This is a genomic window from Streptomyces sp. NBC_01255, assembly GCF_036226445.1.
Classification (GTDB): domain Bacteria; phylum Actinomycetota; class Actinomycetes; order Streptomycetales; family Streptomycetaceae; genus Streptomyces.
Map to the genome: position 1 here is coordinate 8002258 of NZ_CP108474.1, position 25019 is coordinate 8027276.

The following is a 25019-nucleotide window of genomic DNA, read 5'->3' on the forward strand; positions in this document are numbered from 1 at the left end:
ACCGATCGGGTGATGGGCCGTGAAGCGCAACGAACGAGGCCCCCGAGCTGTTGATCGAGATGTCTGACGTCTCAATCACGTTGCTCGGGGGCCTTGTTGGTCATCCATCCTGCCGCACTTGACCTGCCGCATGTGCTCGTGGAGTGGGTCACCATGCTGGTTGTCACCCGTGAGGGCGACCGGCGCTGCAAGCTCCGTCCGTCTCAGCGGGCGATGGTGGCACTGGTGTTCCTACGAGAGCGCACCACTCTGGCGAAGATCGCGGCCGGGTTCGGGATCAGCGAGTCCACCGCCCACGCCTACACCCGCGCGGTCGTCGACCTGCTCGCCGAACGAGCACCGGGTCTGCTCAAGACGCTGCGCGAGCACGATCCCGACTTCATCCTGCTCGACGGCACCCTCGCCGAGTGCGACCGGGTCGGCGACGGCCGGGCCGACTACTCCCACAAACACCGGCGCCACGGCGTGAACGTGCAGGCCGTCACCTACCCCTGCGGCCGGCTGCTGTGACTCTCGCCGCCCTGCCGGGCCGCACCCACGACCTGACCGCCGCCCGCACCCACCGGATCATCCGGATCTGCGAGCGCCAGGGCGTTCCCATCCTGGCCGATCTCGCCTACCAAGGCGCAGGACCGTGGCTGACGACCGGCATGCCGTGGTCGTCTGGATCGCCGAGGGCACCTGGCCCGCCTGTGTGGACGCCGCCCGCGCGCACACCCCGGCGGACGCCGAGACCGTCCTGCTGCACGTCACCTCGGTCGACGTCCCGGGTGCGGCCCATGGCGCCTTCGCCGGGCTCATGGGCCGCGGCCACCCCTCGGGGAACCGCCCGGCCGAAGGCTGGGGGAGGGACCCCGGAACGCACATGGAACACCTCGCGGCCGACTCCGCGCGGCAGTTGCTCCAGGATGCCGCCGACCGTCTGGGGCGCCCCTGCACGCGTACCGAGCGCACCGGACGAGTCGAGTGCGAGGTCGTCGCCGCGGCCGAGGGGTGCGACCTGCTGATCCTGGCCCGGGACGGCGACCGTGCCCACCTCGGACCGCACAGCCTCGGTCCCGCCCCACGCTTCGTCGTCGACCACGCCCCCTGCCCGGTGCTGCTCGTTTGGCTCGAACCGCCGCCGGGACCGCCCACTTCGCCGCCTCCTCTTCCGCGTCGTACCGGCTGACGGGCGACGAACCGCCGCCCGTCAGTCGGCGGGGCCGGTCACGCGCCCTGCTTCCGCGCGAGGCCGGCCGCGAGCGGGAGGCCTGCTGTGGCCAACGTGGCCGACGTGGCCGACGTGGACGGGGGCTGAGCGGGACTCAGCGGTTGAAGGTCAGCCGCGGTGCCGCGTTGCGGGCCAGCGTGTGGGTCTGGTCGGGCCACCAGGTGCCGGCCGGCGGGTCGACGATGCCGTACTCGGGGTCGATCGTGCCGCCGGTGTTGCGCGTGCAGCTGCCGTCGGACTCGCCGGGGATCTTGACCCACAGATAGGCGTCGACGAGCGGGACACCGGTGTCGGCGGTCGGGCGCGCGCCGAGGCCGCGGCCGGGCGCGTTGCACCAGATCTCCGGGTCGCCGGTGTACTTGCCGGGCTCCGGGGTCCAGGCGCCCAGACCGTTGCGGCTGGTGTCGATGACGAAGTGGTGCAGGGCGTAGTTCGGCGGGGTGCCCACGTTCTGGTCGAACCAGGCGTCGGTCCAGCGCCAGGTGGCCGGGTCGGCGGAGTCGACCGCGTTGCCCGGGGCGCCGTCGTTGGGCGCGGCGGGCGAGTAGTACTGGGTGGCGCACCAGTCGGTGTGGCCGCGGGCGTACTCGGGTCCTTCGGTGGCGAACCACATGCACTTGGCTATCCAGCTGCCGTAGCGCGCGTTGTGATCGGTGGGGTGGGTGTTGGACACGTTGAGGGCGAAGCCGTCGCTGTCCTGGACACCGGCGTCGAGCAGTCGTCGCGCCATGTCGCCGACGGGCCGCCACAGGACGTTGCCCGCGTCGAGGTAGACCGCGGTGCGGGCCTTGGCCTTGATGGTCCTGACGGCGTACGCGAGGTCGGCGACGCGGGTCGCCGTGAGTTCGCCGGTCGGGTCCACGCCCGGCCCGCAGTCGCTCGGGAGGAGGGCCAGGCCGTCGGGCTCGACCACGACGACGGCCTTGCTGTCGCCGATGCCGGCGGCGAAGGCGTCGATCCACTGCCGGTAGGCGGCGGAGGACGCGGCGCCGCCGCTGGAGTACTGGGTGCAGTCCCGGCCCGGCACGTTGTAGGCGACCAGGACCGGCGTCCGGTTCACCAGCCGGGCCTCGCGGACGAGGTTTCTCACCTTGGTCCGGACCTCGTCGGGTGTGCCTTCGGTGAACCACTCGGCCTGCGGCCAGCTCGCGAGCCTGGCCATGTTCAGGGCGTTCGCGAAGTCGCCGTTCCCGAGGTCGGTGAGCGCCTGCTTGGCGGCCTTGCTGTGCGGGTCCACGTAGAACCTCGTGGCCGGGGTGAGCGCGTCCGCGACGGGTGCGGCCTGCGCCTGCGCCTGCGTCGCGATGAGGGCGGCACAGGCCGCGAGCGCCGCGAGGGCGGCGGTCGTACGGCGCCGGAGGCTGCGTGGATTCATGGGGGCTCCTGGTCGGAGGGATGGGGGCGAGGAGGGCCGGTGGTGCCTGTGGCCCGGTCGCGGGGCGGCGGATACCGGGCCACAGGAGCCGGATGTCAGTAGCCGTAGATCATCTTGTAGGCGGCCTCCGGGAGGAACTGGCCGGCCGTGGAACCGGTTCCGACGCCGCAGTTGCCGTCGGACTCGCCCGGGGCCTTGATCCACAGCAGCATCTCGGCGCCGCCGCCCAGCCGGGTGGGCGTGCCGATGCGGCGGCCGGCCGCGTTGCACCACTCGCCGTTGGAGCCGTTGCCGTTGCGGCTGGTGTCGACGACGAACGGCTTGGTGTAGCCGTAGCGGGCGGCCAGTTCGCTGTTGACGGCGTTGCCGTAGGCGGTGTTCTGGGCGGTGGTGTAGTAGTTCGAGATGTTGAGGGAGAAGCCGTGCGCCTGTCGGAGCCCGGCTTCGTGGAGGCGCTGGGCCATCGTCGCCGCGCTCACCCAGCCGGGGTTGCCGGCGTCGAGGTAGACCCAGGTGTTGGGGGCCTGGCGGTTGAACTCGGCGAGGGCGCCGCTGATCATGCCCTGGCGTTCGCGGATCTGGGTCTGGTTCAGGCAGCCGTAGTCCGCGAGGGAGTCGGGTTCGAGGACGACGACGGCCGGGCGGTTGGCGATTCCGCCGGCGAACTGCGCGATCCAGGTCGCGTAGGCGGAGGCCGACGAGGCTCCGCCTCCGGAGTGCCCGCCGCACGAGTCGCGGAGGTAGATGTTGTACGCGACCAGGACGGGCAGCTTGTCGTGGGAGTCCGCTGCGCCGACGTACGCGCCCGCCGCGGTGCCGATCGTGCCGCTCCAGGCGCCGAACCAGCGGGCCATGGGCGTGTTGGCGAGGGAAGTGTTGATCGCGGGGGCCCGGCCGTCGCCGGGGTTGGCGGCGACCCACTTCCTCGCGCTGGAGTCAGGGTCCGTGTAGAACCCGCTGGTCATGGTGGTGGGATCCGCAGCGTGGGCGGACGGGGCGACGACGAGCGCCAACGGCAGTGCGGAGAGGGCTGCGACGAGGGCGCGGATTCTGCGGCGCATGGCTGTACCTCGATTTCCTGACGGCGGACGCGTCGACCGCTCTCGTCCCGAGCGGTGCGACGCGGTGAGGAATTGCGGCGGTACGAAGTTCTCCGTGCGGCGGCTCACGGAGGCGGCGCCCCGGCGGGGACACCAGCGCACTCCGGACGCACAAGAGCCCGTGGAAGCGCTCCCACTGGAAGCGTTCCCAGACCATGATCTGTGGGGCCGAGGTGTGGCCGTATCGTGTGATGCGCCCAGCGGGACTGTCAAGTGCGCCCACTTGAACAGCACTTCACAGGACGAGGGGAAGGGTTTACAGTCCTGAAACTGGAAGCGCTTCCAGCCTTCCAGGTGTTCAGATGGAGGGAGGAGGGCAGCTCATGGCGCAAGGTGTGCCGAACCGGCAGTCGACACTCGACGAGGTGGCCGAACTGGCCGGCGTCTCGCGATCGGTGGCCTCGCGTGTGCTCAACAACGCCCCGCACGTCAGCCGCGCGAAACGCGAGGCCGTCGAGCGGGCGGTCCTTCAACTCGGATACGTGCCGAATCCGACCGCCCGGGCGCTGGCGACCCGTCAGACCGGTGCGGCCGCCCTGGTCGTCTCGGGAGAGGATCCGTCGATCTTCGCGGACCCGTTCTTCGCTCAGGTGATCGTGGGTGCCTCGGCCGCGCTGGAGGAGGCCGAACTGCACCTGATGCTGTGTCTGGCGGCCTCCGACCGGGGGCGCCGGCGCGTGGAGCAGCTTCTCCGGTCCAAGGGGGCCGACGGAGTGATGCTGATGGCGCTGCGCGAGGACGATCCGCTGGCCCGCATGGCGGAAGAGGCGGAGATTCCCGTGGTGTTCGGCGGGCGCCCGGTCGGTTTAGACCCGCGGTGGTATGTGGACGTGGACAACCTCGGAGGAGCGCGCGCGGCGACCGAGTACCTGATCTCGCTCGGCCGGACCAGGATCGTGACGATCTGCGGGCGGCTGGACACCGAGGTGGGGCGCGCCCGTTACCGCGGCTACCAGGACGCCATGCTGGCGGCCGGCCTCGAACCGTATCCGCCGGAAGCCGGTGACTTCACCGAGTCGAGCGGCGCGGCCGCCATGGCGGCGCTGTCGGCGCGGCACCCGGAGCTGGACGGAGTGTTCACCGCCAGCGACAACATGGGGGCCGGGGCGTTGCGCACACTGCGTGATGCCGGCCGCCGCGTCCCCGCCGACGTCGCCGTGATCGGCTTCGACGACCTGGCCGTGGCCAGGATCTCCGATCCGCCGCTGACCACGGTGCACCAGCCCGTAGAGGGTCTCGGTCGTGAGATGGCGCGCATGCTCGTCGCGCTCATCAACGGGCAGGCCCCCACCCCATTGATCCTCCCCACGCGTTTGGTCACCCGCGCCAGCGCCTGACGAACCGCCTCCCGACCGGGCCTGGCGTACGGCCCCGTGCTCCGGCCCGCGCTCTGCGTGCGCCCCCCTTCCCCGCTCACCCGTGCGCCCTTCCGCGCTCACCCGCGCGCCGCGTACGGCCTGCCCCCTGCCAGCCGGCTTGACAGACCGTCAAGGTGGCGGCAGGGTTTCGACGCCACCTTTTGGGAGCGCTCCCACTCTGGGAAGGAGCTCCAGAAGCATGGCTTCACCCCGGCCTTCGAAGGCCGCCTCCCACGCCGACCGCCATCGAAGCGACCTGTCGGCGTACCTCCAGCCCCCCTGACGCATCGAGGAGATGCCATGTCCCGCTCGTCCGTGCCGCGCGCCCGTATCCGCTCCGTCGTACTCGCCTCCGCCGCGGCGACGCTGGCCCTCGCCCTCACCGGCTGCTCGACCTCCGGCGACGCTTCCGCCTCCGCCGACGGGAAGATCACCCTCACCGTCGGCACCTTCGGGACCTTCGGATACAAGGAGGCCGGCCTGTACGACGCGTACATGAAGCAGCACCCGGAGATCACCATCAAGGAGAACCCGACGACCGCCGAGGGCAACTACTGGACGGCCCTGCAGACCCGCCTGTCCGGCGGCGGACTCGACGACGTCCAGGCCCTGGAGGTCGGCCGCATAGCCCGCGCCACCTCCGAGGACCTCGCCGACGCCTTCGCCGACCTGTCCGACGCCCCCGGTGTCGAGAAGAAGAACTACCTGCCCTGGAAGTGGGACCAGGCCACCACTGCCGACGGCAGGACGATCGGCCTGGGCACCGACGTCGGCCCGATGGCCATCTGCTACCGCCAGGACCTGTTCAAGGCCGCGGGTCTGCCCTCCGACCCCGAGTCCGTCGGCAAGCTGTGGGCGGGCGACTGGGCGAAGTTCGTCGAGACGGGCAAGCGGTACCAGGCCAAGGCGCCCAAGGGCACCTCCTTCATGGACAGCGCCACCGGTCTGTTCAACGCCGTCGTCTCCAGCAGCACCGTCCAGTACTACAAGGACGGCAAGCTCGCCTACAAGGACTCGCCCAGCGTCAAGACCGGCTGGGACCTGGCCGTCAAGGCCGTCCAGGGCAGGACCAGCCAGGGTCTGAAGATGTTCGACACCCCCTGGCAGACCGCGTTCTCCAAGTCCACCTTCGCCACCACGGTCTGCCCCTCCTGGCAGCAGGCGAACATCCAGCAGTTCTCCGGCCCGTCCAACAAGGGCAAGTGGAACATCGCCCAGCCCCCGGCCGCCGGCAACTGGGGCGGTTCCTTCCTGGCCGCACCGGCCTCCGGCAAGCACGTCGACGAGGCCAAGAAGCTCGTCGCCTGGCTCACCGCGCCCGAGCAGCAGGCGAAGGTCTTCCAGAAGGTCGGCAACATCCCCGCCAACCAGGCTGCCCATGACCTGCCGGGCGTCGTCGACTACAAGAACGCCTACATCGGCCCCGACGCCGCCACCGGACAGATCTTCTCCACCGCCGCCAAGGCCATCCAGCCCGCCGAGACCGGCCCGCACGCGCAGGACCTGACCGGGGCGTTCAGCACCGGCGTCCAGCTGATGGAGCAGAACGGCAAGAGCCCGGAGGAGGCGTGGAACGCCACGGTGCGCCAGATCGACAGCACCATCCAGTAGCGCTCCCCGCCCTCACCTCTTCCGGGCCGCCGTCGCGGGGGAGAGGGTGGCCGGCCACCGGGGAGCCGGCCGCCCCCACCCCGTAGCGACGCGACCGGCCGTGACCACCGAAGGAACCGCCCGTGGCCTCCACGACCGCACCCAGCCGCAACGGCCCAGCAGGCCGGCAGGACACTCCACCGCCCCATGCCCACCCCTCCGGCCCCTCGGTCTGGCGCAGCCGCCTGCACCGCTGGGACACCAAGGGCACGCCGTACGCCCTCGTCGCACCCTTCTTCCTCGTCTTCGCCGCCTTCGGCCTCTTCCCGCTGCTCTACACGGGGTGGCTCTCCTTCCACCGGGTGAGCCTGTACAACGTCGACCGCGCCGAATGGGTCGGCCTGCGGAACTACACCGACCTGTTCACCGGTCAGGTCAGCCACTACTTCTGGAACGCGCTCCTCAACACCTTCACCCTCGGTGTCCTGTCCACCGTCCCGCAGCTGCTGATGGCACTGGGTCTCGCCCACCTGCTCAACTACCGGCTGCGCGCCCGCGGGTTCCTGCGCACGGCGCTCCTCGCCCCGTACGCGACCTCCGTCGCCGCCGCCACCCTCGTCTTCGCCCTGATCTTCAGCCCCGAGGGGGGCATGGCCAACTGGTTCCTCGGCCTGTTCGGCGCCGGGCCCGTGCACTGGGAGGCCGGTCGCTGGAGCTCGCAGTTCGCGATCTCCGTGATCGTCACCTGGCGCTGGACCGGCTACAACGCCCTGATCTACCTCGCCGCCATGCAGGCCGTGCCGCGCGAGCTGTACGAGGCCGCCGCCCTGGACGGCGCCAGCCGCTGGCAGCAGTTCCTGCACGTCACGGTCCCCGCCCTGAAGCCCACGATCCTCTTCACGGTGATCGTGTCGACCATCGGAGCGACCCAGCTCTTCGGCGAGCCCTATCTGTTCGGTGGTCAGAGCGGCCACCAGGGCGGCACCGACCACCAGTACGAGACCCTCGGAATCCTCATGTACGACCAGGGCTTCCACTCCAGCATGCTCGGGCGCGCCAGCGCGGTCGCCTGGATCATGTTCGGCGTGCTGCTGCTCATCGGGCTCGTCAACGCGCTGATCACCCGCCGCCTGCGCGCCTCCCAGTGACGTGGAGTACGACATGACCACCACCGCCCCCGTGTCCGACCGTCCTCACCGGACGGCGACGCGATCGTCCGTCCGCGCCGGCAGGGCCGGCGGACAGCACCGGGCCGGGCCACTCGCCCACATCGTCCTCGGACTCGCTGCCCTGGCCTCGCTGTTCCCGCTGTACTGGACGCTGGTCGCCGCGTCCACCGACAGCCACGCGGTCGTCTCCAGCCCGCCCCCGATGCTGCCCGGCGGCAACCTCTTCGAGAACCTCACCTACGTCTGGCACAACGCCGGCGGGCGTGGCATGGGCGTCGCCCTGCTCAACTCCACGCTCGTCGCGGGCGCCGTCACCGTCACCACGGTGACCTTCTCCGTGCTCGCCGGCTTCGCCTTCGCCAAACTCCGGTTCCGGGGGAAGAAGGTGATGCTCGGCCTGGTCCTGTCCACCCTCGCCGTGCCCGCGCAGCTCAGCGTCGTACCCCTGTTCATCCTGACCAAGAACCTGGGACTGGGAAATCACCTCGGGGCGCTGATCCTGCCCGTCCTGGTCACCGCCTTCGGCGTCTTCTTCATGCGGCAGTTCCTCTCCCAGGCACTGCCCACCGAACTGCTGGAGGCCGCGCGCGTCGACGGCGCCAACTCGCTGCGCGTCATCTGGCACGTCGTCTTCCCCGTCGCCCGCCCGGCGATGGCGGTCCTGGGCATGCTGACCTTCGTCCAGTCCTGGAACGACTTCCTCTGGCCGATCATCGTCATGAACGGCTCCACCAACCCGACCGTGCAGGTCGCCCTCGCCGGACTGGGAACCGGCTGGTCGACCGACTGGTCCGTCATCACCGCCGGAGCGCTCATGGGCACCCTGCCGCTCCTCCTGGTCTTCGCCCTCTTCGGCCGGCACATCGTCGGCGGCATCACCCAGGGCGCCATCAAGGGCTGACCTCTGCCTCCTCTCCTCGTCCCACACCTCCGCCAAAGGGAGACTCCGCCATGCCCGCAACCCCCGCCACCGCCCCCGCCTCCGCGGCCGTCGACCGCCTCCACTTCCCGCCCGGCTTCCTGTGGGGCGCGGCCACCGCCGCCTACCAGATCGAGGGCGCCGTCGCCGAGGACGGCCGCACGCCGTCCATCTGGGACACCTTCTCCCGCACCCCCGGGAAGGTCGCCAACGGCGACACCGGCGACATCGCCTGCGACCACTACCACCGCTACCGCACGGACGTCACCCTGATGTCCCACCTCGGTCTTCAGGCGTACCGCTTCTCCCTGTCCTGGCCCCGCATCCAGCCCCGCGGGCGGGGCCCCGCCAACGCCGCCGGCCTCGACTTCTACAGCCGGCTCGTCGACGAACTCCTCGACGCCGGCGTCCAGCCCGTCGCCACCCTGTACCACTGGGACCTTCCCCAGGCGCTGGAGGACGAAGGGGGCTGGACGGTACGCGAGACCGCCGAGCGCTTCGGCGAGTACGCGGCGCTGGCCGCCGACGCACTGGGCGACCGGGTCGCCCTGTGGACCACGCTCAACGAGCCCTGGTGCTCGGCCTTCCTCGGCTACGGCTCCGGCGTCCACGCCCCGGGCCGCACCGACCCCGCCCTAGCCCTGCGCGCGGCCCACCACCTCAACCTCGGACACGGCCGCGCCACCGCGGCCCTGCGCGCGTCCCTGCCCGCCCACGCCCGGATCGCGGTCTCCCTCAACCTGCACCACGTCCGGCCGCTTACCCAGGAACCGGCCGACCTCGACGCGGCCCGCCGCATCGACGCCGTCGCCAACCGAGTCTTCACCGGCCCGATGCTCTCCGGCGGATATCCGGCCGACCTCCTCGCCGACACCGCCCACGTCGTCGACTGGGGCACCCTCGTCAAGCCCGGCGACGAGTCCGCCATAGGCGCCCCCATTGACCTCCTGGGCATCAACTACTACACGCCCGCCGTCGTCTCCGCCCCGATGCCCGGAGCGGCTGCGGTCAACCACGCCCACGGCGAGAGCGACCATTCCCCGTGGCCCGGCTCCGAGGACGTCAACTTCCACCTCCCGCCCGGCGACACCACCGACATGGGCTGGACCATCGATCCCACCGGGCTCTACGACCTCCTCATGGCCACGTCCCGCGCCCACCCCGGCCTCCCCCTCGCGATCACCGAGAACGGCGCCGCCTTCCCCGACATCCCTTCGGCGGACGGCCAGATCCAGGACCACGACCGGATCGACTACCTCCACCGGCACCTCAAGGCCGTTCACCAGGCCATCGCCGACGGTGCCGACGTACGCGGCTACTTCCTCTGGTCGCTGCTCGACAACTTCGAGTGGGCGTACGGGTACGAGAAGCGCTTCGGCGCCGTCCACGTCGACTACACCACCCAGCTGCGCACCCCGAAGCGCAGCGCCCGCTGGTACGCCAGGGCCATCGCCGCGAACGCGATCCCGGGTCTTTGAGCCTCAAGGACGGAGCAGGATTCTCCCGACGCGGGGATCGCCGCTGCCCGTGAGTTCCATGGCCCGCTCGAACTCGTCGATGCCCAGCTGGTGCGTGACGAGTTCGAGCGGCGTCAGCCGTTCCGCGGAGAAGGCGCCTACGGCGTAGGACCAGGCGCCGGAGGAGGCTCCGAAGGCGGTGCCGATCGACAGCTGCCGTGCGACCACCTCGGTGGGATCGAGTCCTTCCGCTCCCTGGACCGGGATGCCCGTGAGAACCAGACGTCCTCCCGGCCGCAACAAGGACGTCGCGGCGCGCGCGCTCGACGTCGCGCCCGCGGCGTCGATCACCACGTCGAAGTCCGCGAGACCGGAGGCGCGGTCCCACGTCCGGTAGGCGGTGGCTCCGAAGCGACGGGAGAGATCGGCTCGGTCGGGGCTCGTACCGACGACCGTCAGCTCGCTCGGGGAGAAGGCGCAGAGGAGCTGTGCGGCGAGCAGGCCGAGGGCGCCGGAGCCGATGACGGCCACCCGTGAACCGGGCAGCGGGCGCGCCTTCAGGACAGCGGCGGCCGCGCGGGCGGCCGGCTCGAGGAACGCGGCGGCGGTGAGATCGGCGTCCGGCGCGAGCGTGTGCAGCAGACGAGCTGGGAGGACGAGGGTGGGGGCCATGGCGCCGGGAAGGGTGAACCCCGTCTCCTCGTAGCCGACGGTGCACAGGTTGGTGTCGCCGTCGCGGCAGGGCGCGCAGGTCTCGCAGTTCCGCAGCCCTTCGCCCACGACCTTGCGGCCGAGCAGGGAAGCCGGCGCGCCCTCTCCCACGGCGGTGACGGTGCCGGACCACTCGTGGCCAGGGGTGACCGGATAGCGCACGTACGGAACGGGGCGGCGACCCAGGTAGACGTCGCGGTCGCTGCGGCTGATCCCGACGGCATGCACGCGCACCTGGGCTTCGCCGGGCCCCGCCTGACGAGGCACGTGCTGCACGAGGCGAATCGTCTTGGGAGCGTCGAGGACGACAGCCTGCCCCCGGCGGCTCACAGGAAGCCGCCCTGGCCGGTGGGCGGAGTGGGACACATGGGGCGACTCCTGTCGTTCGATATTTCGGGCATCGTTCGAAATTGTGTCGCGACGATACGAAGCATGGGGGGGTGTGTCAACGGGCCTCATTCTGCGAGGCCTTCTGTGCCGCAAGGCGCCTCAGTAGCCTGTTAACGCTCACATCTTCGAGGCGCGACTGGCCGCGCAGCGACTGGTCTCTCCGCATCAAAAACCGGTAACGGCCGTACGAACCCTTGAGTTGCGCGTCTGTTAGCGCTCACAATGTGTCGCGTTCGGCAGCCCGCCGGTCGTCGGGGGCCTACGCCCACTCCGCCTCCGCCCAGCGCAACCACCGCTGCGCAGCCGCACCTTCGCCGGGCCCGGCCCCTTCAGGGCACCGCCCTGTACGACGCACGTCCCCGAAAGGAACCACGACATGGCCCACAGAGCCCTCCGTGTCATCACCGCCGCCGTTCTGGCCGCTGGTGTGCTGACCGCCTGCACCACCGAGCCCGCGCCCACCGGTACCACCGGCGGCACCGGCAAGGGCTCCTCCGACGGCAAGCTGGTGCTCGGGTTCGCCCAGGTGGGAGCCGAGAGCGGCTGGCGCACCGCCAACACCAAGTCCGTACGCGAGGCGGCCGAGAAGGTCGGCATCACGCTGAAGTTCTCCGACGCGCAGCAGAAGCAGGAGAACCAGATCAAGGCGATCCGCACGTTCATCCAGCAGAAGGTGGACGTCATCGCCTTCTCCCCGGTGGTGGAGTCCGGCTGGGACACCGTCCTCAAGGAGGCCAAGAGCGCCGGCATCCCGGTGATCCTCACCGACCGTGCGGTCGACTCGCAGGACACCTCCCTCTACCGGACCTTCCTCGGCTCCGACTTCGTCAAGGAGGGGCAGGAGGCCGGCAAGTGGCTCGTGAAGGAGTACGAGGGGACCTCCGAACCGGTCAACGTCGTCGAGCTCCAGGGCACCACCGGCTCCGCACCCGCCAACGACCGCAAGGCCGGCTTCGCCGAAGTCATCAAGGGAGAGCCCAAGTTCAAGGTCGTCGCGTCCCAGACCGGGGACTTCACCCGCGCCAAGGGCAAGGAGGTCATGCAGGCCTTCCTCAAGTCCCACAAGGACATCGACGTCCTGTACGCCCACAACGACGACATGGCCCTGGGCGCCATCCAGGCCATCGAGGAGGCGGGCAGGAAGCCGGGCACCGACATCAAGGTGATCTCCGTCGACGGAATCAAGGACGCCTTCGTCGCCATGCAGGAGAAGAAGATCAACGTGGTGGTCGAGTGCAACCCGCTCCTCGGCGACCAGCTGATGGAACTCGCCGAGAAGGTCGCGGCGGGGGAGAGCGTCCCGATACGGGTCGAGGTCAAGGAGGGCGTCTTCACCCAGGACCAGGCCGCGGCCGCCCTGCCCGGCCGCCAGTACTGACCCGACGCCCGCACCAGACCGGGGGCGGTCCTCGCGCCGCCCCCGACCCCTCAGGAGAGGAGGGCGGATGGCAGTCCCACCCACCCCCACACCCACCCGCACCGACCGGCCGGTCCTGGAGGCCCAGGGCATCCGCAAGGTGTTCCCCGGCGTCCTCGCCCTCGACAGCGTGGATTTGCGCCTCTTCCCCGGCGAGGTCCACGCCCTGATGGGCGAGAACGGCGCCGGGAAGTCGACCCTCATCAAGGTGCTCACCGGCGTCCACCCGCCCGACGCGGGAACGGTCTCCGTCGACGGCAGCTTCCAGCGATTCGCCGAACCGCTGGAAGCGCAGCACGCCGGAATCAGCACGGTGTACCAGGAGGTGAACCTGTGCCCCAACCTCTCGGTCGCGGAGAACATCCTCATCGGCCGCGAACCCCGGCGCCTGGGGCTGGTCCACTGGTCGGCCCTCCACGAACGCGCGGCACGGCTCATCACCGAACTGGAACTCGACCTCGACGTCCGCATGCCGCTGGGCACGTACTCCCTCGCCGTCCAGCAACTGGTCGCGATCGTACGGGCCGTGGACGTCAAGGCGAAGGTCCTCATCCTCGACGAGCCCACCTCCAGCCTCGACCGGGACGAAGTCGCCCAGCTGTTCACCCTGGTCCGCAGACTGCGCGACCGGGGTGTCGCGATCCTCTTCGTCACCCACTTCCTCGACCAGGTCTTCGACCTGTGCGACCGGGTGACCGTCCTGCGCAACGGGCGCCTCGAAGGCGAGTACCGGATCGACGAGCTGACACCCGTCACCCTCGTACACCGCATGGTCGGCAGCGAACTGGGCATTCTCGACGAACTGGCCGAGACATCCCACACCGGCACTACTGACGGCCCCGGTTCCGGGGACACGCCCTTCCTCAGCGCCCGCGGCCTCGGGCGGGCCGGTGGCGTCCAGCCCTATGACCTGGACATCCACCGCGGCGAGGTCATCGGCCTGGCCGGGCTCCTCGGCTCCGGACGCACCGAGGCGGCCCGGCTGCTCTTCGGCGCCGACCACGCCGACGGAGGCGAGCTGCGGATCCACGGCAAGCGCGCCGTCCTGCGCTCGCCGCGCGCCGCGATCGCCCACAAGATCGCCTTCTGCTCGGAGAACCGCAAGGCGGAGGGTCTGATCGGCGAACTCACCGTCCGCGAGAACATCGTGCTCGCCCTCCAGGCCGCACGCGGCTGGACCAAACCCCTTTCCCGCACCCGGCAGGACGAGATCGCCGCCCGGTGGACCGAGGTTCTCGACATCCGCCCGGCCGACCCCGAGGCAGAGGTCCGCAACCTCAGCGGGGGCAACCAGCAGAAGGTGCTGCTCGCCCGATGGCTGCTCACCGACCCCGAGCTGCTGATCCTGGACGAACCCACCAGGGGCATCGACATCGGTGCCAAGACGGAGATCCAGAAACTGGTCACCAGCCTGGCCGCGGAAGGCACAGCGGTCCTCTTCATCTCCGCCGAACTCGAGGAGGTGCTGCGGCTGAGCCACCGCGTGGGCGTCCTGCGCGACCACCGGCTCGTCGCCACCCTCCCCAACGACACGACCCTGACGCCCGACCGGATCCTGGGCGCCATCGCCACCGGAGCCACCTCATGACACCACCTGACGACACCGGCGCCGGGGGGCGCCCTGTCCGGGCGCCCGGCACCCGGCGGCTCATGGAGCACCGCCTGTTCTGGCCCGCCGCCGTGCTGGCCGCCCTGCTGGTGGGGAACGTCGTGTTCACCCATGACTTCCTCGCCGTCCGCGTCCAGAACGGACACCTGTACGGCAGCCTGATCGACATCCTGCAGTTCGGTGCCCCCCTGATCCTCGTCTCGCTCGGCATGACGCTCGTGATCGCCACCCGGGGCATCGATCTCTCGGTCGGCTCGACGGTCGCCATCGCCGGCGCCCTCGCGTGCGAGCACATCGCCACCGCGAAGGACCCGGGGAGCCTGTCCACCGTCCTGTCCGCGATCGCGCTGGCGGTCGGCGTGGCCGCCGCGATCGGACTGCTGAACGGCTTCCTCGTCGCCCGGCTCGGCGTCCAGCCCATCATCGCCACGCTGGTCCTCATGGTCGCAGGGCGCGGCGTGGCCCAGCTGATCACCGACGGCCAGATCATCAGCGTGTCCAGCAGCGCCTACAAGATGATCGGCGGCGGCTACTGGCTCACCCTCCCCTTCGCCGTCCTCCTCGCCGCGGCCCTCGTCGCCGTCACCTCCCTCGTCACCCGGCGGACCGCGCTCGGGCTGCTCATCGAATCGGTGGGCGGCAACCCGGTCGCCAGCCGACTCGTCGGCATCCGGGCAGTCGGCCTCCTGGTCATGGTCTACGTCGTCAGCGCCGTGTGCGCCGCGGTGGCGGGCCTGATGATCAGCTCCAACGTGTCCAGTGCGGACGGCAACAACGCCGGCCTGTGGATCGAACTGGACGCGATCCTCGCCGTCGTCATCGGCGGCACCGCCCTGACGGGCGGTCGCTTCTCCCTCGGTGGGACGGTCCTGGGCGCGCTGATCATCCAGACCCTCTCGACCACGATCTACACCCTCGGCGTACCGCCCGAGACCACCCTCGTCTTCAAGGCCCTGGTCGTCATCGTCGTGTGTCTCGTCCAGTCGCCCGCGTTCCGCGCGCGACTCTCACGCCGTCGCCGAACGGCCGCCCCGGACCCGGCATCCGCGGCCGGCGACCTGACGGCCCGTCGGCAGGAGGTCCACCCGTGAGCACCACCCTCACCAAGCCGCTCCACCGCTTCTCGGCACGGCACGCCGCCCGCCTGCCGCTCATGGTGACGGCCACGCTGCTGGTCGCGATGTTCTCGATCGGGTCCGTGCAGTACGAAGGCTTCTTCTCCGCGCAGGTCCTGCTCAACGTCCTGATCGACAACGGCTTCTTGCTCGTCGTGGCGATCGGCATGACGTTCGTCGTCCTCACAGGCGGGATCGACCTCTCGGTCGGCTCGATGGTGGCCCTGTCGACCATGCTGACGGCCTGGCTCGTCGAACAGAACGGCCTGCCGCTCGCGCTGGCGGTGCCGGTGGTCCTGCTGGTGGGAGCAGGGGGCGGTGCCCTCATGGGCTGGGTGATCCACGCCTTCGAGATCCAGCCCTTCATCGTCACTCTCGCGGGCATGTTCCTCGGCCGCGGCCTCTGTTACATGATCAGCACCGAGTCCATCTCCCTCACCGACCCGACGACCACGCGGATCGCCCAGACGCGGGTGCTCCTGCCCGGGGGCCTGTTCGTCTCACCCGCCGTGATCATCGCCCTGGTCGTGCTGGCACTCGCCTTCGTCGTCCTCCACCACACCCGCTTCGGCCGCACCGTCTACGCCTTGGGCGGCAACGAGTCCTCAGCCCGTCTCATGGGCCTGCCCGTAGGGCGCACCAAGGTCGCGGTGTACGCCGTGAGCGGCCTGTGTTCCGCCCTCGGCGGTCTGCTGCTGACCTTCTACATGCTGTCCGGCTACGCCCTGCACGCCGTCGGCATGGAACTCGACGCCATCGCCGCCGCCGTGATCGGCGGGACGCTGCTGACCGGTGGTTCCGGCTTCGTCCTGGGAACCGCCCTGGGCGTGACGGTCCTCGGTCTGATCCAGACCATCATCAGCTTCCAGGGCACGCTCAGTTCGTGGTGGACCCGCATCGTCATCGGCGGTCTGCTGTTCGTCTTCATCCTCCTCCAACGCCTCTTCGGAGGATCGCGCCAGGCGGAATAGACCCCTCGCCGAGTGCGAACCCCGAGCCGTCCTCCGCGTACGAACGCGCCCGGGGCGGGGGCAGGGCCATCCCTGCCCCCGCCCCGGGCGCGCCCTCTCGCCGACAAGGAACCTCCATGAACCCAGCACCGTCCCCCTTCACCGGGGTCCCTCCGGTCTGCCGTCCCGAACCGTACGCCGGACAACGATGGACCTTCGGCTTCCCCGGCGGACTCACGGCGGAGGTGCACACTCGCGGCGCCCGCCTCCACGGGCTGTGGGCGCCGGACCGGAACGGCACCCCGGCCGACATCGTCCTCGCTCCCCACGACCCCGCCCGGGCGGCCGACACCGCCCGGTACTTCGGCTCCACCGTCGGCCGCTACGCCAACCGCATCGCACACGGCCGGTTCTCCCTGGACGGGAAGCCGTACCAGCTGACCACGCAGGAGAACGGCCACTGCCTGCACGGCGGCACCGACGGCTTCGACACCCGCCTCTGGGAAGCCGAGAGCGTGCACACCCCGGAGTGGACCGGTGTGCTCCTGCGCCTCCGGAGCCCGGACGGTGACCAGGGGTTCCCGGGAAACCTGGACGTCACCGTCAGCTGTCTCATCGGCCGTGCCGGCGAACTCGCCTTCACCTACTCGGCGGTCACCGATGCGGCCACCCTGGTCAACCTGACCAACCACGCGTATTTCAACCTCGACGGCGAAGGCGCCGGCGACATCCTCGGTCACGAACTCGCCGTGCAAGCCTCCCACTACACTCCGGTCGACGACGACCTCCTTCCCCACGGGGACCACCGCCCCGTGTCCGGCACCGCGTTCGACCTCCGCCGGCCGCTGAGGATCGCCGACGCCCTGGCCCGCCCCGGCGCGGACGGCGGATACGACCACAACTTCGTCTTGAGCCCGCACGGCGACGAGGCACTGCGCCCCGCCGCCGTCCTGTACGCGCCGGCCACCGGCCGCCGCATGGAGGTGCTGACCACGGAGCCCGGGCTCCAGGTCTACACCGCGGGTCAGTTCGACGGCACGGTCCTCGGCAAGAGCGGTATGCCCTACGGGGCGGGCGCCGGCATCGCGCTGGAGACCCAGCACTTCCCCGACTCGCCGAACCGCACCGGTGACCCGTCTCCGGTGCTTCGGCCTGGCGAGGAGTACAGGTCGAGTACGGTCCTAAGGTTCGGCACCTGTGACTGACCGTGTGGACATGGCTGTGCCCGCCGGCGGAGGAGCCGGCGGGCACAGCCATGTCCGGAGCGGTGTCAGGCACCCGCCCTGCGCTTGTTCCACACGTCGAAGCCGACCGCCGCGAGGAGCACCAGGCCCTTGATGACCTGCTGCCAGTCGGTGCCCACCCCGACGAGGTTCATGCCGTTGTTGAGCACGCCGAGGACCAGGCCGCCGATGATCGCTCCCAGGACGGTCCCGACTCCACCGCTCATCGACGCCCCGCCGATGAACGCGGCGGCGATGGCCTCCAGTTCGAAGTTCACGCCGGCCTTCGGCGAGGCCGCGTTGAAGCGCGCGGCGAAGACGAGCCCGGCGAGCGCCGCGAGCATTCCCATGTTGAGGAACACGGCGAAGGTCACCTTCTTGTCCTTGACCCCGGACAGCTTGGCGGCCGGCAGGTTCCCCCCGATCGCGTACACGTGACGGCCGATCACCGCGTTGCGCATCACGTAGCCGAAGCCGACCAGCAGCGCGGCCAGGATCAGGAGGACCACGGGGGCGCCCTTGTAGCTTGCGAGCAGCAGGGTGGTGACCAGGACAGCGGCGACCAGTGCCGTCAACTTCAGCGCGAACAGGCCCGTGGGGAGCGGCTCCAGAGCGAATTCGCGCTGGCGACCACGGTCCCGCACCTCCTGGAACACCACGTAGGCGACCAGTCCCAGGCCGAGGAGCAGGGTCCCGTTGTGGTAGTTGGTCTGCGGTCCCACCTCCGGCAGGAAGCCGTTGGCGATCTTCTGCAGTCCGTCCGGGAACGGACCGAGCGTCTGCCCCTTGAGGAAGATCTCCGTGAGCCCGCGGAACAGCAGCATGCCGGCGAGGGTCACGATGAACGACGGTATGCCGACGTACGCGATGAAGAAGCCCTGCAGGGCGCCGGCGATGGCTCCCAGCAGCAGGGTGAGGAGCACCGCGACGGGCCAGGCCACATGGTGCTCGACCATGAGCACCGCCCCGATGCCACCGACCAGGGCCATCAGGGAGCCCACGGACAGGTCGATGTGCCCGGAGATGATGACGATCATCATGCCGATGGCCAGGATGAGGATGTAGCTGTTCTGCAGCACCAGATTGGAGACGTTCCGCGGCAGCAGGAGGTCGCCGCCCGTCCAGATCTGGAACAGGAGCACGATCAGGCCGAGTGCGAAGAGCATCCCGTACTGGCGCATGTTCCGCCGGACGCCTTCCAGAAGTACCCGGGTCAGCGGTGCCCCGGTGGACGGAGCCCCGCGGCCCGGGGGCGCCGGTGTGGTCGTTTTCGTGCTGACGTCGGTGCTCATGCCTGGTGTCCTTCGCTGGGGGCGGCGCCTGCGGTGACCGCCTGTGGCGCGGGGGTGTCCTGCGTCATGTGCCGCATCAGGACTTCCTGGGTGGCGTCCTCGCGGGCGACTTCGCCGGTCAGCCGGCCTGCGGCCATGGTGTAGACGCGGTCGCACATGCCGAGCAGTTCGGGCAGCTCGGAGGAGATGAGGAGAATCGCCTTGCCCTCGGCGGCGAGCCGGTCGATCACGGTGTAGATCTCGAACTTGGCTCCCACGTCGACTCCGCGGGTGGGCTCGTCGAGGATCAGGACGTCCGGCCCGGCGAGGATCCACTTGCTGAGAACGACCTTCTGCTGGTTGCCGCCGGAAAGGCGGCCGACCGGCTCGAGGACGTTCGGAGCCTTGATGTTCATGATCTGCCGGTACCTTTCGGCCACCTTGCGCTCTTCATGCCCGTCGACGACGCCGCGGCGGGCGATGGCGCCGAGGGACGCGAGCGAGATGTTCCGGCTCACGGAGTCCCCGAGGTTGAGACCGTAGTGCTTGCGGTCCTCCGTGACGTACGCGATGCCGTGGGCGACCGCCTCGGGGACCGTGCGTGTCCGTACCTCGCGGCCGTCCTTGAGTACGGTGCCCTGCTCGTAGTGGCCGTAGGAACGGCCGAAGACGCTCATCGCGAGTTCGGTCCGGCCGGCACCCATGAGTCCCGCGACGCCGACGATCTCCCCGCGGCGGACCTGGAGCGAGACCCCGTCGACGGCCTTGCGGCCGCGGTCGAGGGGGTGACGTACGGTCCAGTCACGGATCTCCAGGACAGGGTCGGCGGCGGACGGGCCCTCGTACGGCGTGCGGTCGGGGAACCGGCTGTCGAGGTCCCGCCCCACCATGCCGCGGATGATGCGTTCCTCGGTGGTGGCGGGGTCCCGGACCTCGAGGGTCTCGATGGAGCGCCCGTCGCGCAGGATGGTGACGGAGTCGGCGATCTGGGCGATCTCGTTCAGCTTGTGCGAGATGATGATCGACGTGATGCCCTGGCTTTTCAACTCCCGCATCAGCCGCAGCAGTTGCGCGCTGTCCTCGTCGTTGAGCGCCGCGGTGGGCTCGTCGAGGATCAGCAGGCGGACGTTCTTCGCCAGCGCCTTCGCGATCTCCACGAGCTGCTGCTTGCCGACACCGATGTCGGCGACCCGTGTCTCGGGATGTTCGTCGAGCCCGACCCGCCTGAGCAGTTCGGAAGCACGGCGCAGCGCCTCGTGCCAGTCGATGATCCCGCGCCGGGACGGCTCGTTGCCGAGGAAGACGTTCTCGGCGATCGACAGATAGGGAACGAGTGCGAGCTCCTGGTGGATGATGACGATGCCGCGCCGCTCGCTGGCCCTGATGTCCTTGAACCGGCACGGCTCGCCTTCGAAGAGGATCTCGCCCTCGTAGGTGCCGTGCGGGTGGACGCCGGACAGGACCTTCATGAGCGTCGACTTGCCGGCACCGTTCTCTCCGCACAGGGCGTGCACCTCGCCGCGCTCCACGGACAGGGTCACGTCGGACAGTGCTCTGACCCCGGGGAAGGACTTCACGATGGACCGCATCTCGAGGACGGGGCCGGACGGGGACGAGACGGAGACGGGAACCTTGGGGGAGTCGGCAGGGGCGGGCGTCACCGCAGTTCCTCGGCGTTGATGTAGCCCGAATCGACCAGGACCTTCCGGTAGTTCGTCTTGTCGACGCTGACCGGATCGAGCAGGAAGGCCGGGACCACCTTCTTGCCGTTGTCGTAGGTGGCGTTGTCGTTGATCTCGGGCTTCTTGCCGGCGAGGACGGCGGTCACCATGTCTGCGGCGACCTGCGCGAGTGCGCGTGTGTCCTTGTAGACGGTCTGCGTCTGCTGGCCCGCGATGATCGACTTCACGGAGGCGACCTCCGCGTCCTGGCCGGTGACGACCGGCAGCGGCTTGGCGGCGCTCCCGTAGTCGTCGGACTTCAGGGCGGACAGGATGCCGATGGAGATGCCGTCGTAGGGGGAGAGCACGGCGTCGACCCGGGCGGTGGAGTACGAGGAGGTCAGCAGGTCGTCCATGCGCTTCTGCGCCGTCCCTCCGTCCCACCGCAACGTGGTGACCTGGTTGAGCTGGGTCTGCTGGGAGCGTACGACCAGCTGCTTCTTGTCGAGGTAGGGCTTCAGCACCTTCATGGCGCCGTTGAAGAAGTACTTGGTGTTGTTGTCGTCGTTGGACCCGGCGAACAACTCGATGTTGAAGGGGCCCTTCTTCGAGCCGGCCTTCAGCCCCAGCTTCTCGACGATGTACGTGGCCTGGAGCTCGCCGACCTTCTCGTTGTCGAAGGAGGCGTAGTAGTCGACGTGCGGGGAGCCCAGGATGAGCCGGTCGTAGGAGATGACCGGGATGTGGGCGTCGGCCGCCTGCTGCAGGACGTTGGACAGTGCCTCGCCGTTGATGGCGGCCACGACCAGGGCGTCGACGCCCTGAGTGATCATGTTCTCGATCTGGGCGACCTGCTGGTCGGGGTCGTCCTCGCCGTACTGCAGGGTCGTGGCGAAGCCGGCCTTCTTCAGGCTTTCGGTCATGTTGCGGCCGTCGGCGATCCACCGCTCGGAGGATTTGGTGGGCATCGCGATGCCGATGGTGAGGTCCTTCGTGTCCTTCGACTCCTGGCTGCCGCCCTCGCTGTTCTGCCCGCAGGCTGTCAGGAGCAGGGCACAGCCGGTGGTCACGGCCAGGAGGGCGGATGCGGATCGGAACTTCTTCATGGGTTACCTGGCAATCCCGTCGTCGAGGGCGGCTCCGGCCGAGGGACGGGTCCGGCGGCGGCGCGTGAGCTCGCACCACCGGGACGGCGCCGTTCCGGCTGGGTGGCCGGGGCGTCGGCGCCCCGGTCGAGGTTGATTGTTAGCGCTCACAACAGCGTGATACAAGAGGCGCTAAGGTTTTTCTCGCATCGATGTACAGCCGTGAACACGGAGAAGGGAGGCGAACGTGGCGCATCCCGCGGAAGACGTCCGCCCGCCGACGATGGCCGACGTCGCACGAGAGGCGGGGGTCTCCCACCAGACCGTCTCCCGGGTGCTGAGCGATCACCCCAACGTGCGCGCGGCCACCCGGGAGCAGGTCACCCTGGCCATCGAGCGGCTGGGCTACCGTCGCAACTCCGCCGCACGCGCCCTGGTGACGCGCCGTACGAGGACGCTGGGTGTCATCGCCGTCAACACCGCCCTGTACGGCCCTGCCAGCACCCTGACCGGCCTGGAGGAGGCGGCCCGGGAGCAGGGCTACCTCGTCTCGACCGTCAGTCTGCGCACCGGAGAGGGGCAGGGGCTCAAGGACGCCATCGACCACCTCGCGTCCTGGGGCGTGGAGGGCGTCGTCGCCATCACCCCGCAACGCTCGCACGTGCAGGCGCTCGCCGAGCTGGACGCACCCTTCCCCGTGGTCACCGTGGAGGGTGGACACCAGCTCGACCTGCCCGGCGTCTCCCTCGACCAGGAGCTCGGCGCCCGCATGGTCACGGAGCACCTGCTCGCCGCCGGGCACGGCAACGTCTGGCACGTGGCGGGTCCCGACGACTGGCTGGAGAGCGAGGCCCGCACCGCGGGATGGCGCACCGTCCTGGAGGAGAGCGGCATCCGCCCTCCGCGCGTACTGACGGGGGACTGGAGCCCGCTGTCCGGGTACCGGGCGGGACAGGAACTCGCGGGACTCGCCCTGGCCCGTCGCGGGGCGACACCGGTCACGGCCGTCTTCGTCGCCAACGACCAGATGGCGCTCGGCGTCCTGCGGGCGCTGCGCGAGGGCGGGATCCGCACCCCCGGACAGGTCGCCGTCGCCGGCTTCGACGACATCCCGGAGGCCGAGTTCTTCCCTCCGCCGCTGACGACGGTCCGCCAGGACTTCGCCGCCATCGGGCGCCGGAGCATCGGGCTGCTGGTGGACCACATCGAGGGTCGCGCCCGGAAGGCCGAGCACCTCCTGGTGGAACCGCAGCTCATCATGCGTGCGAGCACGCGCCCCTCGAACGAATCCTGACGCGGGGGGCCGGGCTCTCCCACCACCTCCTGGCGGCCGTCCTGGAGGCCGGTGACAGGTCTCCAGTCTGCTGTGTCTGCTGTCTGGGGCCTGCCGTCTGATGTCCGGCGTCCGGCGGCGCACGCGCGTCGGTCCGCCCGCGCAAGCGCTCCGTCGACCGTTCCGTCCGCTCGGCCCTACCGCCGCCCGGCAGGCCGGGCGCGACGCGGGGGTTGCCCCCGGGACGGTAGGTGAGCGCTCACTTCAGAGGCCCTTCTTCTTGCCGAATGTTCGACAGAACTGCACGCAACTCTTGCCCAGCCAATTGTGAGCGTTAACAATCAGGGTGCTCCTCTGGCCCTGTTCATGACGAGAGAGACCGCATCGTGACCACACACGCCCTATCCGGCCCCGCAGCCCCTCACCAGTCCGAGGCATGCACCATCGGAGTCGACTTCGGCACCCTCTCCGGGCGCGCCGTCGTGGTCAGGGTCCGGGACGGCGCAGAACTCGGTTCGTCGGTCCACGAGTACCGCCACGCAGTCATCGAGGACCACCTTCCCTCCACCAGCGCCCCCCTGCCCCCCGACTGGGCCCTGCAACACCCCGAGGACTGGCGCGACGTCCTGCGTACCGCTGTTCCGGCGGCGCTCGCCGACGCCGGGGTCGACCCGGCCCGCGTCATCGGCATCGCCACCGACTTCACCGCCTGCACGGTCCTGCCGACCGCCCCGGACGGCACCCCGCTCGCCCTGACGCCCGAGTGGGCCGACCGCCCGCACGCCTGGCCCAAACTGTGGAAGCACCACGCGGCCCAGGCCCAGGCCGACCGCATCAACGCCCTCGCTCACGCACGCGGCGAGAAGTGGATCGCACGGTACGGCGGCAAGATCTCCTCCGAGTGGCAGTACGCCAAGGCCCTGCAGGTCCTGGAAGAGGACCCGGCCGTCTACGCCGCCTGCGCCCGCTGGATCGAGGCGGCCGACTGGATCGTCTGGCAGCTGACCGGCGCCGAGTCCCGCAACACCTGCACCGCCGGCTACAAGGGCATCCACCAGGACGGGACCTACCCCTCGCCCGACTTCCTCGCCGGACTCCACCCGGACTTCGCCGACTTCCCCGCCACCCGCCTGGAGCACCCCCTCTCCTCGCTGGGCTCCCGCGTCGGCACCCTGAGCAGCCGGGCCGCACACTGGACCGGTCTCCCCGAGGGCATCGCCGTCGCGGCGGGCAACGTCGACGCACACGTCGCCGCACCCGCGGCGGGCGCCGTGGAGAACGGCCGGATGCTCGCCATCATGGGAACCTCCACCTGCCACGTCCTCAACGGCGCCACCCTCGCCGAGGTACCCGGCATCTGCGGGGTCGTCGACGGCGGCATCGTCGAGGGCGCCTACGGCTACGAGGCCGGCCAGAGCGCGGTCGGCGACATCTTCGCCTGGTGGCTCCGCCAGGGCGTCCCGGACCACTACCGCGCCGAGGCCGAGGCATCGGGCGAGGACCTCCACCGACTCCTGACCCGCAAGGCCGCCGACCAGCCGGTCGGCGCGCACGGCCTGGTCGCCCTGGACTGGATGAACGGCAACCGCTCCACCCTGGTCGACCACCACCTCTCCGGAGTCATCGCCGGCCTCACCCTCGACACCCGGCCCGAGGACGTCTACCGGGCCCTGCTCGAATCCACCGCCTACGGCACCCGGATGATCGTCGAGACCTTCGAGGGCGGCGGGATCCCCGTCGAGGAGTTCATCGTCACCGGAGGGCTGAGGAAGAACGCGCTGCTCATGCAGATCTACGCCGACGTGCTCCGCCGCCCAGTGTCCGTCGGCACCTCCGAGCAGGGTCCGGCGCTCGGCTCGGCCATCCACGCCGCCGTCGCCGCGGGCGCCTACCCCGACGTCCGTTCCGCCGCTTCCGTGATGGGCAGCGTCCAGCGCCACGCGTACGTGCCAGACCCCGCACGGGCGGACGCCTACGACGCGCTGTTCGACGAGTACCGCGCCCTGCACGACCACTTCGGTACCGGAGCGGACCTCCTCCTGCACCGCCTGCGACGGATCCGCAACACCGCACGCCTCGTCACCACCGGCTGACCGGGGCGCCTCTTCGCCCCGGCCTCCATCGGCCCGACCT

The 25019-nt window shown here is 70.2% G+C and carries 19 protein-coding genes and 1 pseudogene; 14 read left to right on the forward strand and 6 right to left on the reverse strand.

The window, feature by feature from the left end; genetic code table 11:
- Positions 1 to 96: 96 nt before the first annotated feature.
- Together OG357_RS36200 and OG357_RS36205 are read left to right on the forward strand one after the other, a co-directional pair.
- Positions 97 to 653: pseudogene (locus OG357_RS36200) on the forward strand (transposase family protein); the annotation flags it as partial.
- Positions 635 to 1171 carry a universal stress protein gene (locus OG357_RS36205; protein WP_329625132.1) on the forward strand — a complete coding sequence of 179 codons (537 nt, stop codon included), beginning with the start codon at positions 635 to 637 and terminating at the stop codon, positions 1169 to 1171. The pseudogene OG357_RS36200 and the gene OG357_RS36205, both read left to right, overlap by 19 nt.
- Before the next feature lie 136 nt (positions 1172 to 1307).
- Here the strand turns inward: OG357_RS36205 and OG357_RS36210 are convergent, their stop codons facing one another.
- On the reverse strand, positions 1308 to 2588 hold the full coding sequence (locus OG357_RS36210; RefSeq protein ID WP_329625133.1) for a glycoside hydrolase family 6 protein: 1281 nt from the start codon (positions 2586 to 2588) through the stop codon (positions 1308 to 1310).
- Between the two features lie 95 nt (positions 2589 to 2683).
- Complete coding sequence (locus OG357_RS36215; protein ID WP_329625134.1) at positions 2684 to 3649, reverse strand: glycoside hydrolase family 6 protein; 966 nt, start codon at positions 3647 to 3649, stop codon at positions 2684 to 2686.
- 362 nt (positions 3650 to 4011) lie between these two features.
- On the opposite strand from OG357_RS36215, the gene OG357_RS36220 reads away from it, so the two are divergent.
- The 5 genes from OG357_RS36220 (at position 4012) to OG357_RS36240 (ending at position 10202) form a co-directional block, all read left to right on the forward strand.
- On the forward strand, positions 4012 to 5025 hold the full coding sequence (locus tag OG357_RS36220; protein ID WP_329625135.1) for a LacI family DNA-binding transcriptional regulator: 1014 nt from the start codon (positions 4012 to 4014) through the stop codon (positions 5023 to 5025).
- A 321-nt stretch (positions 5026 to 5346) separates the two neighbouring features.
- Positions 5347 to 6657 carry an ABC transporter substrate-binding protein gene (locus OG357_RS36225; RefSeq protein WP_329625136.1) on the forward strand — a complete coding sequence of 437 codons (1311 nt, stop codon included), beginning with the start codon at positions 5347 to 5349 and terminating at the stop codon, positions 6655 to 6657.
- Positions 6658 to 6779: 122 nt separating this feature from the next.
- A complete protein-coding gene (locus OG357_RS36230) occupies positions 6780 to 7784 on the forward strand; it encodes a carbohydrate ABC transporter permease (protein ID WP_443066778.1) in 1005 nt (334 codons plus the stop codon).
- A gap of 13 nt (positions 7785 to 7797) precedes the next feature.
- On the forward strand, positions 7798 to 8706 hold the full coding sequence (locus OG357_RS36235; RefSeq protein ID WP_329625137.1) for a carbohydrate ABC transporter permease: 909 nt from the start codon (positions 7798 to 7800) through the stop codon (positions 8704 to 8706).
- Positions 8707 to 8756: 50 nt separating this feature from the next.
- On the forward strand, positions 8757 to 10202 hold the full coding sequence (locus tag OG357_RS36240) for a GH1 family beta-glucosidase (RefSeq protein ID WP_329625138.1): 1446 nt from the start codon (positions 8757 to 8759) through the stop codon (positions 10200 to 10202).
- 3 nt (positions 10203 to 10205) lie between these two features.
- On the opposite strand, the gene OG357_RS36245 is transcribed toward OG357_RS36240, so the two are convergent.
- On the reverse strand, positions 10206 to 11168 hold the full coding sequence (locus OG357_RS36245) for a zinc-dependent alcohol dehydrogenase (protein WP_329625139.1): 963 nt from the start codon (positions 11166 to 11168) through the stop codon (positions 10206 to 10208).
- Positions 11169 to 11658: 490 nt separating this feature from the next.
- Between OG357_RS36245 and OG357_RS36250 the strand changes: the two genes are divergently transcribed.
- The 5 genes from OG357_RS36250 (at position 11659) to OG357_RS36270 (ending at position 17578) form a co-directional block, all read left to right on the forward strand.
- Positions 11659 to 12660 carry an ABC transporter substrate-binding protein gene (locus tag OG357_RS36250; protein ID WP_329625140.1) on the forward strand — a complete coding sequence of 334 codons (1002 nt, stop codon included), beginning with the start codon at positions 11659 to 11661 and terminating at the stop codon, positions 12658 to 12660.
- Positions 12661 to 12727: 67 nt separating this feature from the next.
- Positions 12728 to 14287, forward strand: coding sequence for a sugar ABC transporter ATP-binding protein (locus tag OG357_RS36255; RefSeq protein ID WP_329625141.1), 1560 nt, complete (start codon positions 12728 to 12730; stop codon positions 14285 to 14287).
- Positions 14284 to 15399, forward strand: a complete 1116-nt coding sequence (locus OG357_RS36260) for an ABC transporter permease (protein WP_051786916.1) — start codon at positions 14284 to 14286, stop codon at positions 15397 to 15399. Before OG357_RS36255 ends, OG357_RS36260 begins: the two co-directional genes overlap by 4 nt.
- Entirely contained in the window at positions 15396 to 16394 is a 999-nt protein-coding gene (gene yjfF / locus OG357_RS36265) for a galactofuranose ABC transporter, permease protein YjfF (RefSeq protein ID WP_329625142.1), read from the forward strand. Before OG357_RS36260 ends, yjfF begins: the two co-directional genes overlap by 4 nt.
- 116 nt (positions 16395 to 16510) lie before the next feature.
- Positions 16511 to 17578 carry an aldose epimerase family protein gene (locus OG357_RS36270; protein ID WP_329625143.1) on the forward strand — a complete coding sequence of 356 codons (1068 nt, stop codon included), beginning with the start codon at positions 16511 to 16513 and terminating at the stop codon, positions 17576 to 17578.
- Between the two features lie 65 nt (positions 17579 to 17643).
- On the opposite strand, the gene mmsB is transcribed toward OG357_RS36270, so the two are convergent.
- Genes mmsB through chvE form a run of 3 tightly spaced genes read right to left on the reverse strand, consistent with a single transcriptional unit; the run spans position 17644 to position 21634 of the window.
- Positions 17644 to 18888 (reverse strand): multiple monosaccharide ABC transporter permease, encoded by a 1245-nt coding sequence (gene mmsB, locus OG357_RS36275; RefSeq protein ID WP_329625144.1) that lies wholly within the window; start codon positions 18886 to 18888, stop codon positions 17644 to 17646.
- A complete protein-coding gene (gene mmsA / locus OG357_RS36280; protein WP_329625145.1) occupies positions 18885 to 20528 on the reverse strand; it encodes a multiple monosaccharide ABC transporter ATP-binding protein in 1644 nt (547 codons plus the stop codon). The genes mmsB and mmsA overlap by 4 nt, the downstream gene beginning before the upstream one ends.
- Complete coding sequence (gene chvE, locus OG357_RS36285) at positions 20525 to 21634, reverse strand: multiple monosaccharide ABC transporter substrate-binding protein (protein ID WP_329625146.1); 1110 nt, start codon at positions 21632 to 21634, stop codon at positions 20525 to 20527. Before chvE ends, mmsA begins: the two co-directional genes overlap by 4 nt.
- 226 nt (positions 21635 to 21860) lie before the next feature.
- Between chvE and OG357_RS36290 the strand changes: the two genes are divergently transcribed.
- Together OG357_RS36290 and araB are read left to right on the forward strand one after the other, a co-directional pair.
- On the forward strand, positions 21861 to 22907 hold the full coding sequence (locus OG357_RS36290) for a LacI family DNA-binding transcriptional regulator (protein ID WP_015037908.1): 1047 nt from the start codon (positions 21861 to 21863) through the stop codon (positions 22905 to 22907).
- Positions 22908 to 23272: 365 nt separating this feature from the next.
- Positions 23273 to 24979 (forward strand): ribulokinase, encoded by a 1707-nt coding sequence (gene araB / locus OG357_RS36295; RefSeq protein WP_329625147.1) that lies wholly within the window; start codon positions 23273 to 23275, stop codon positions 24977 to 24979.
- Positions 24980 to 25019: the final 40 nt, after the last annotated feature.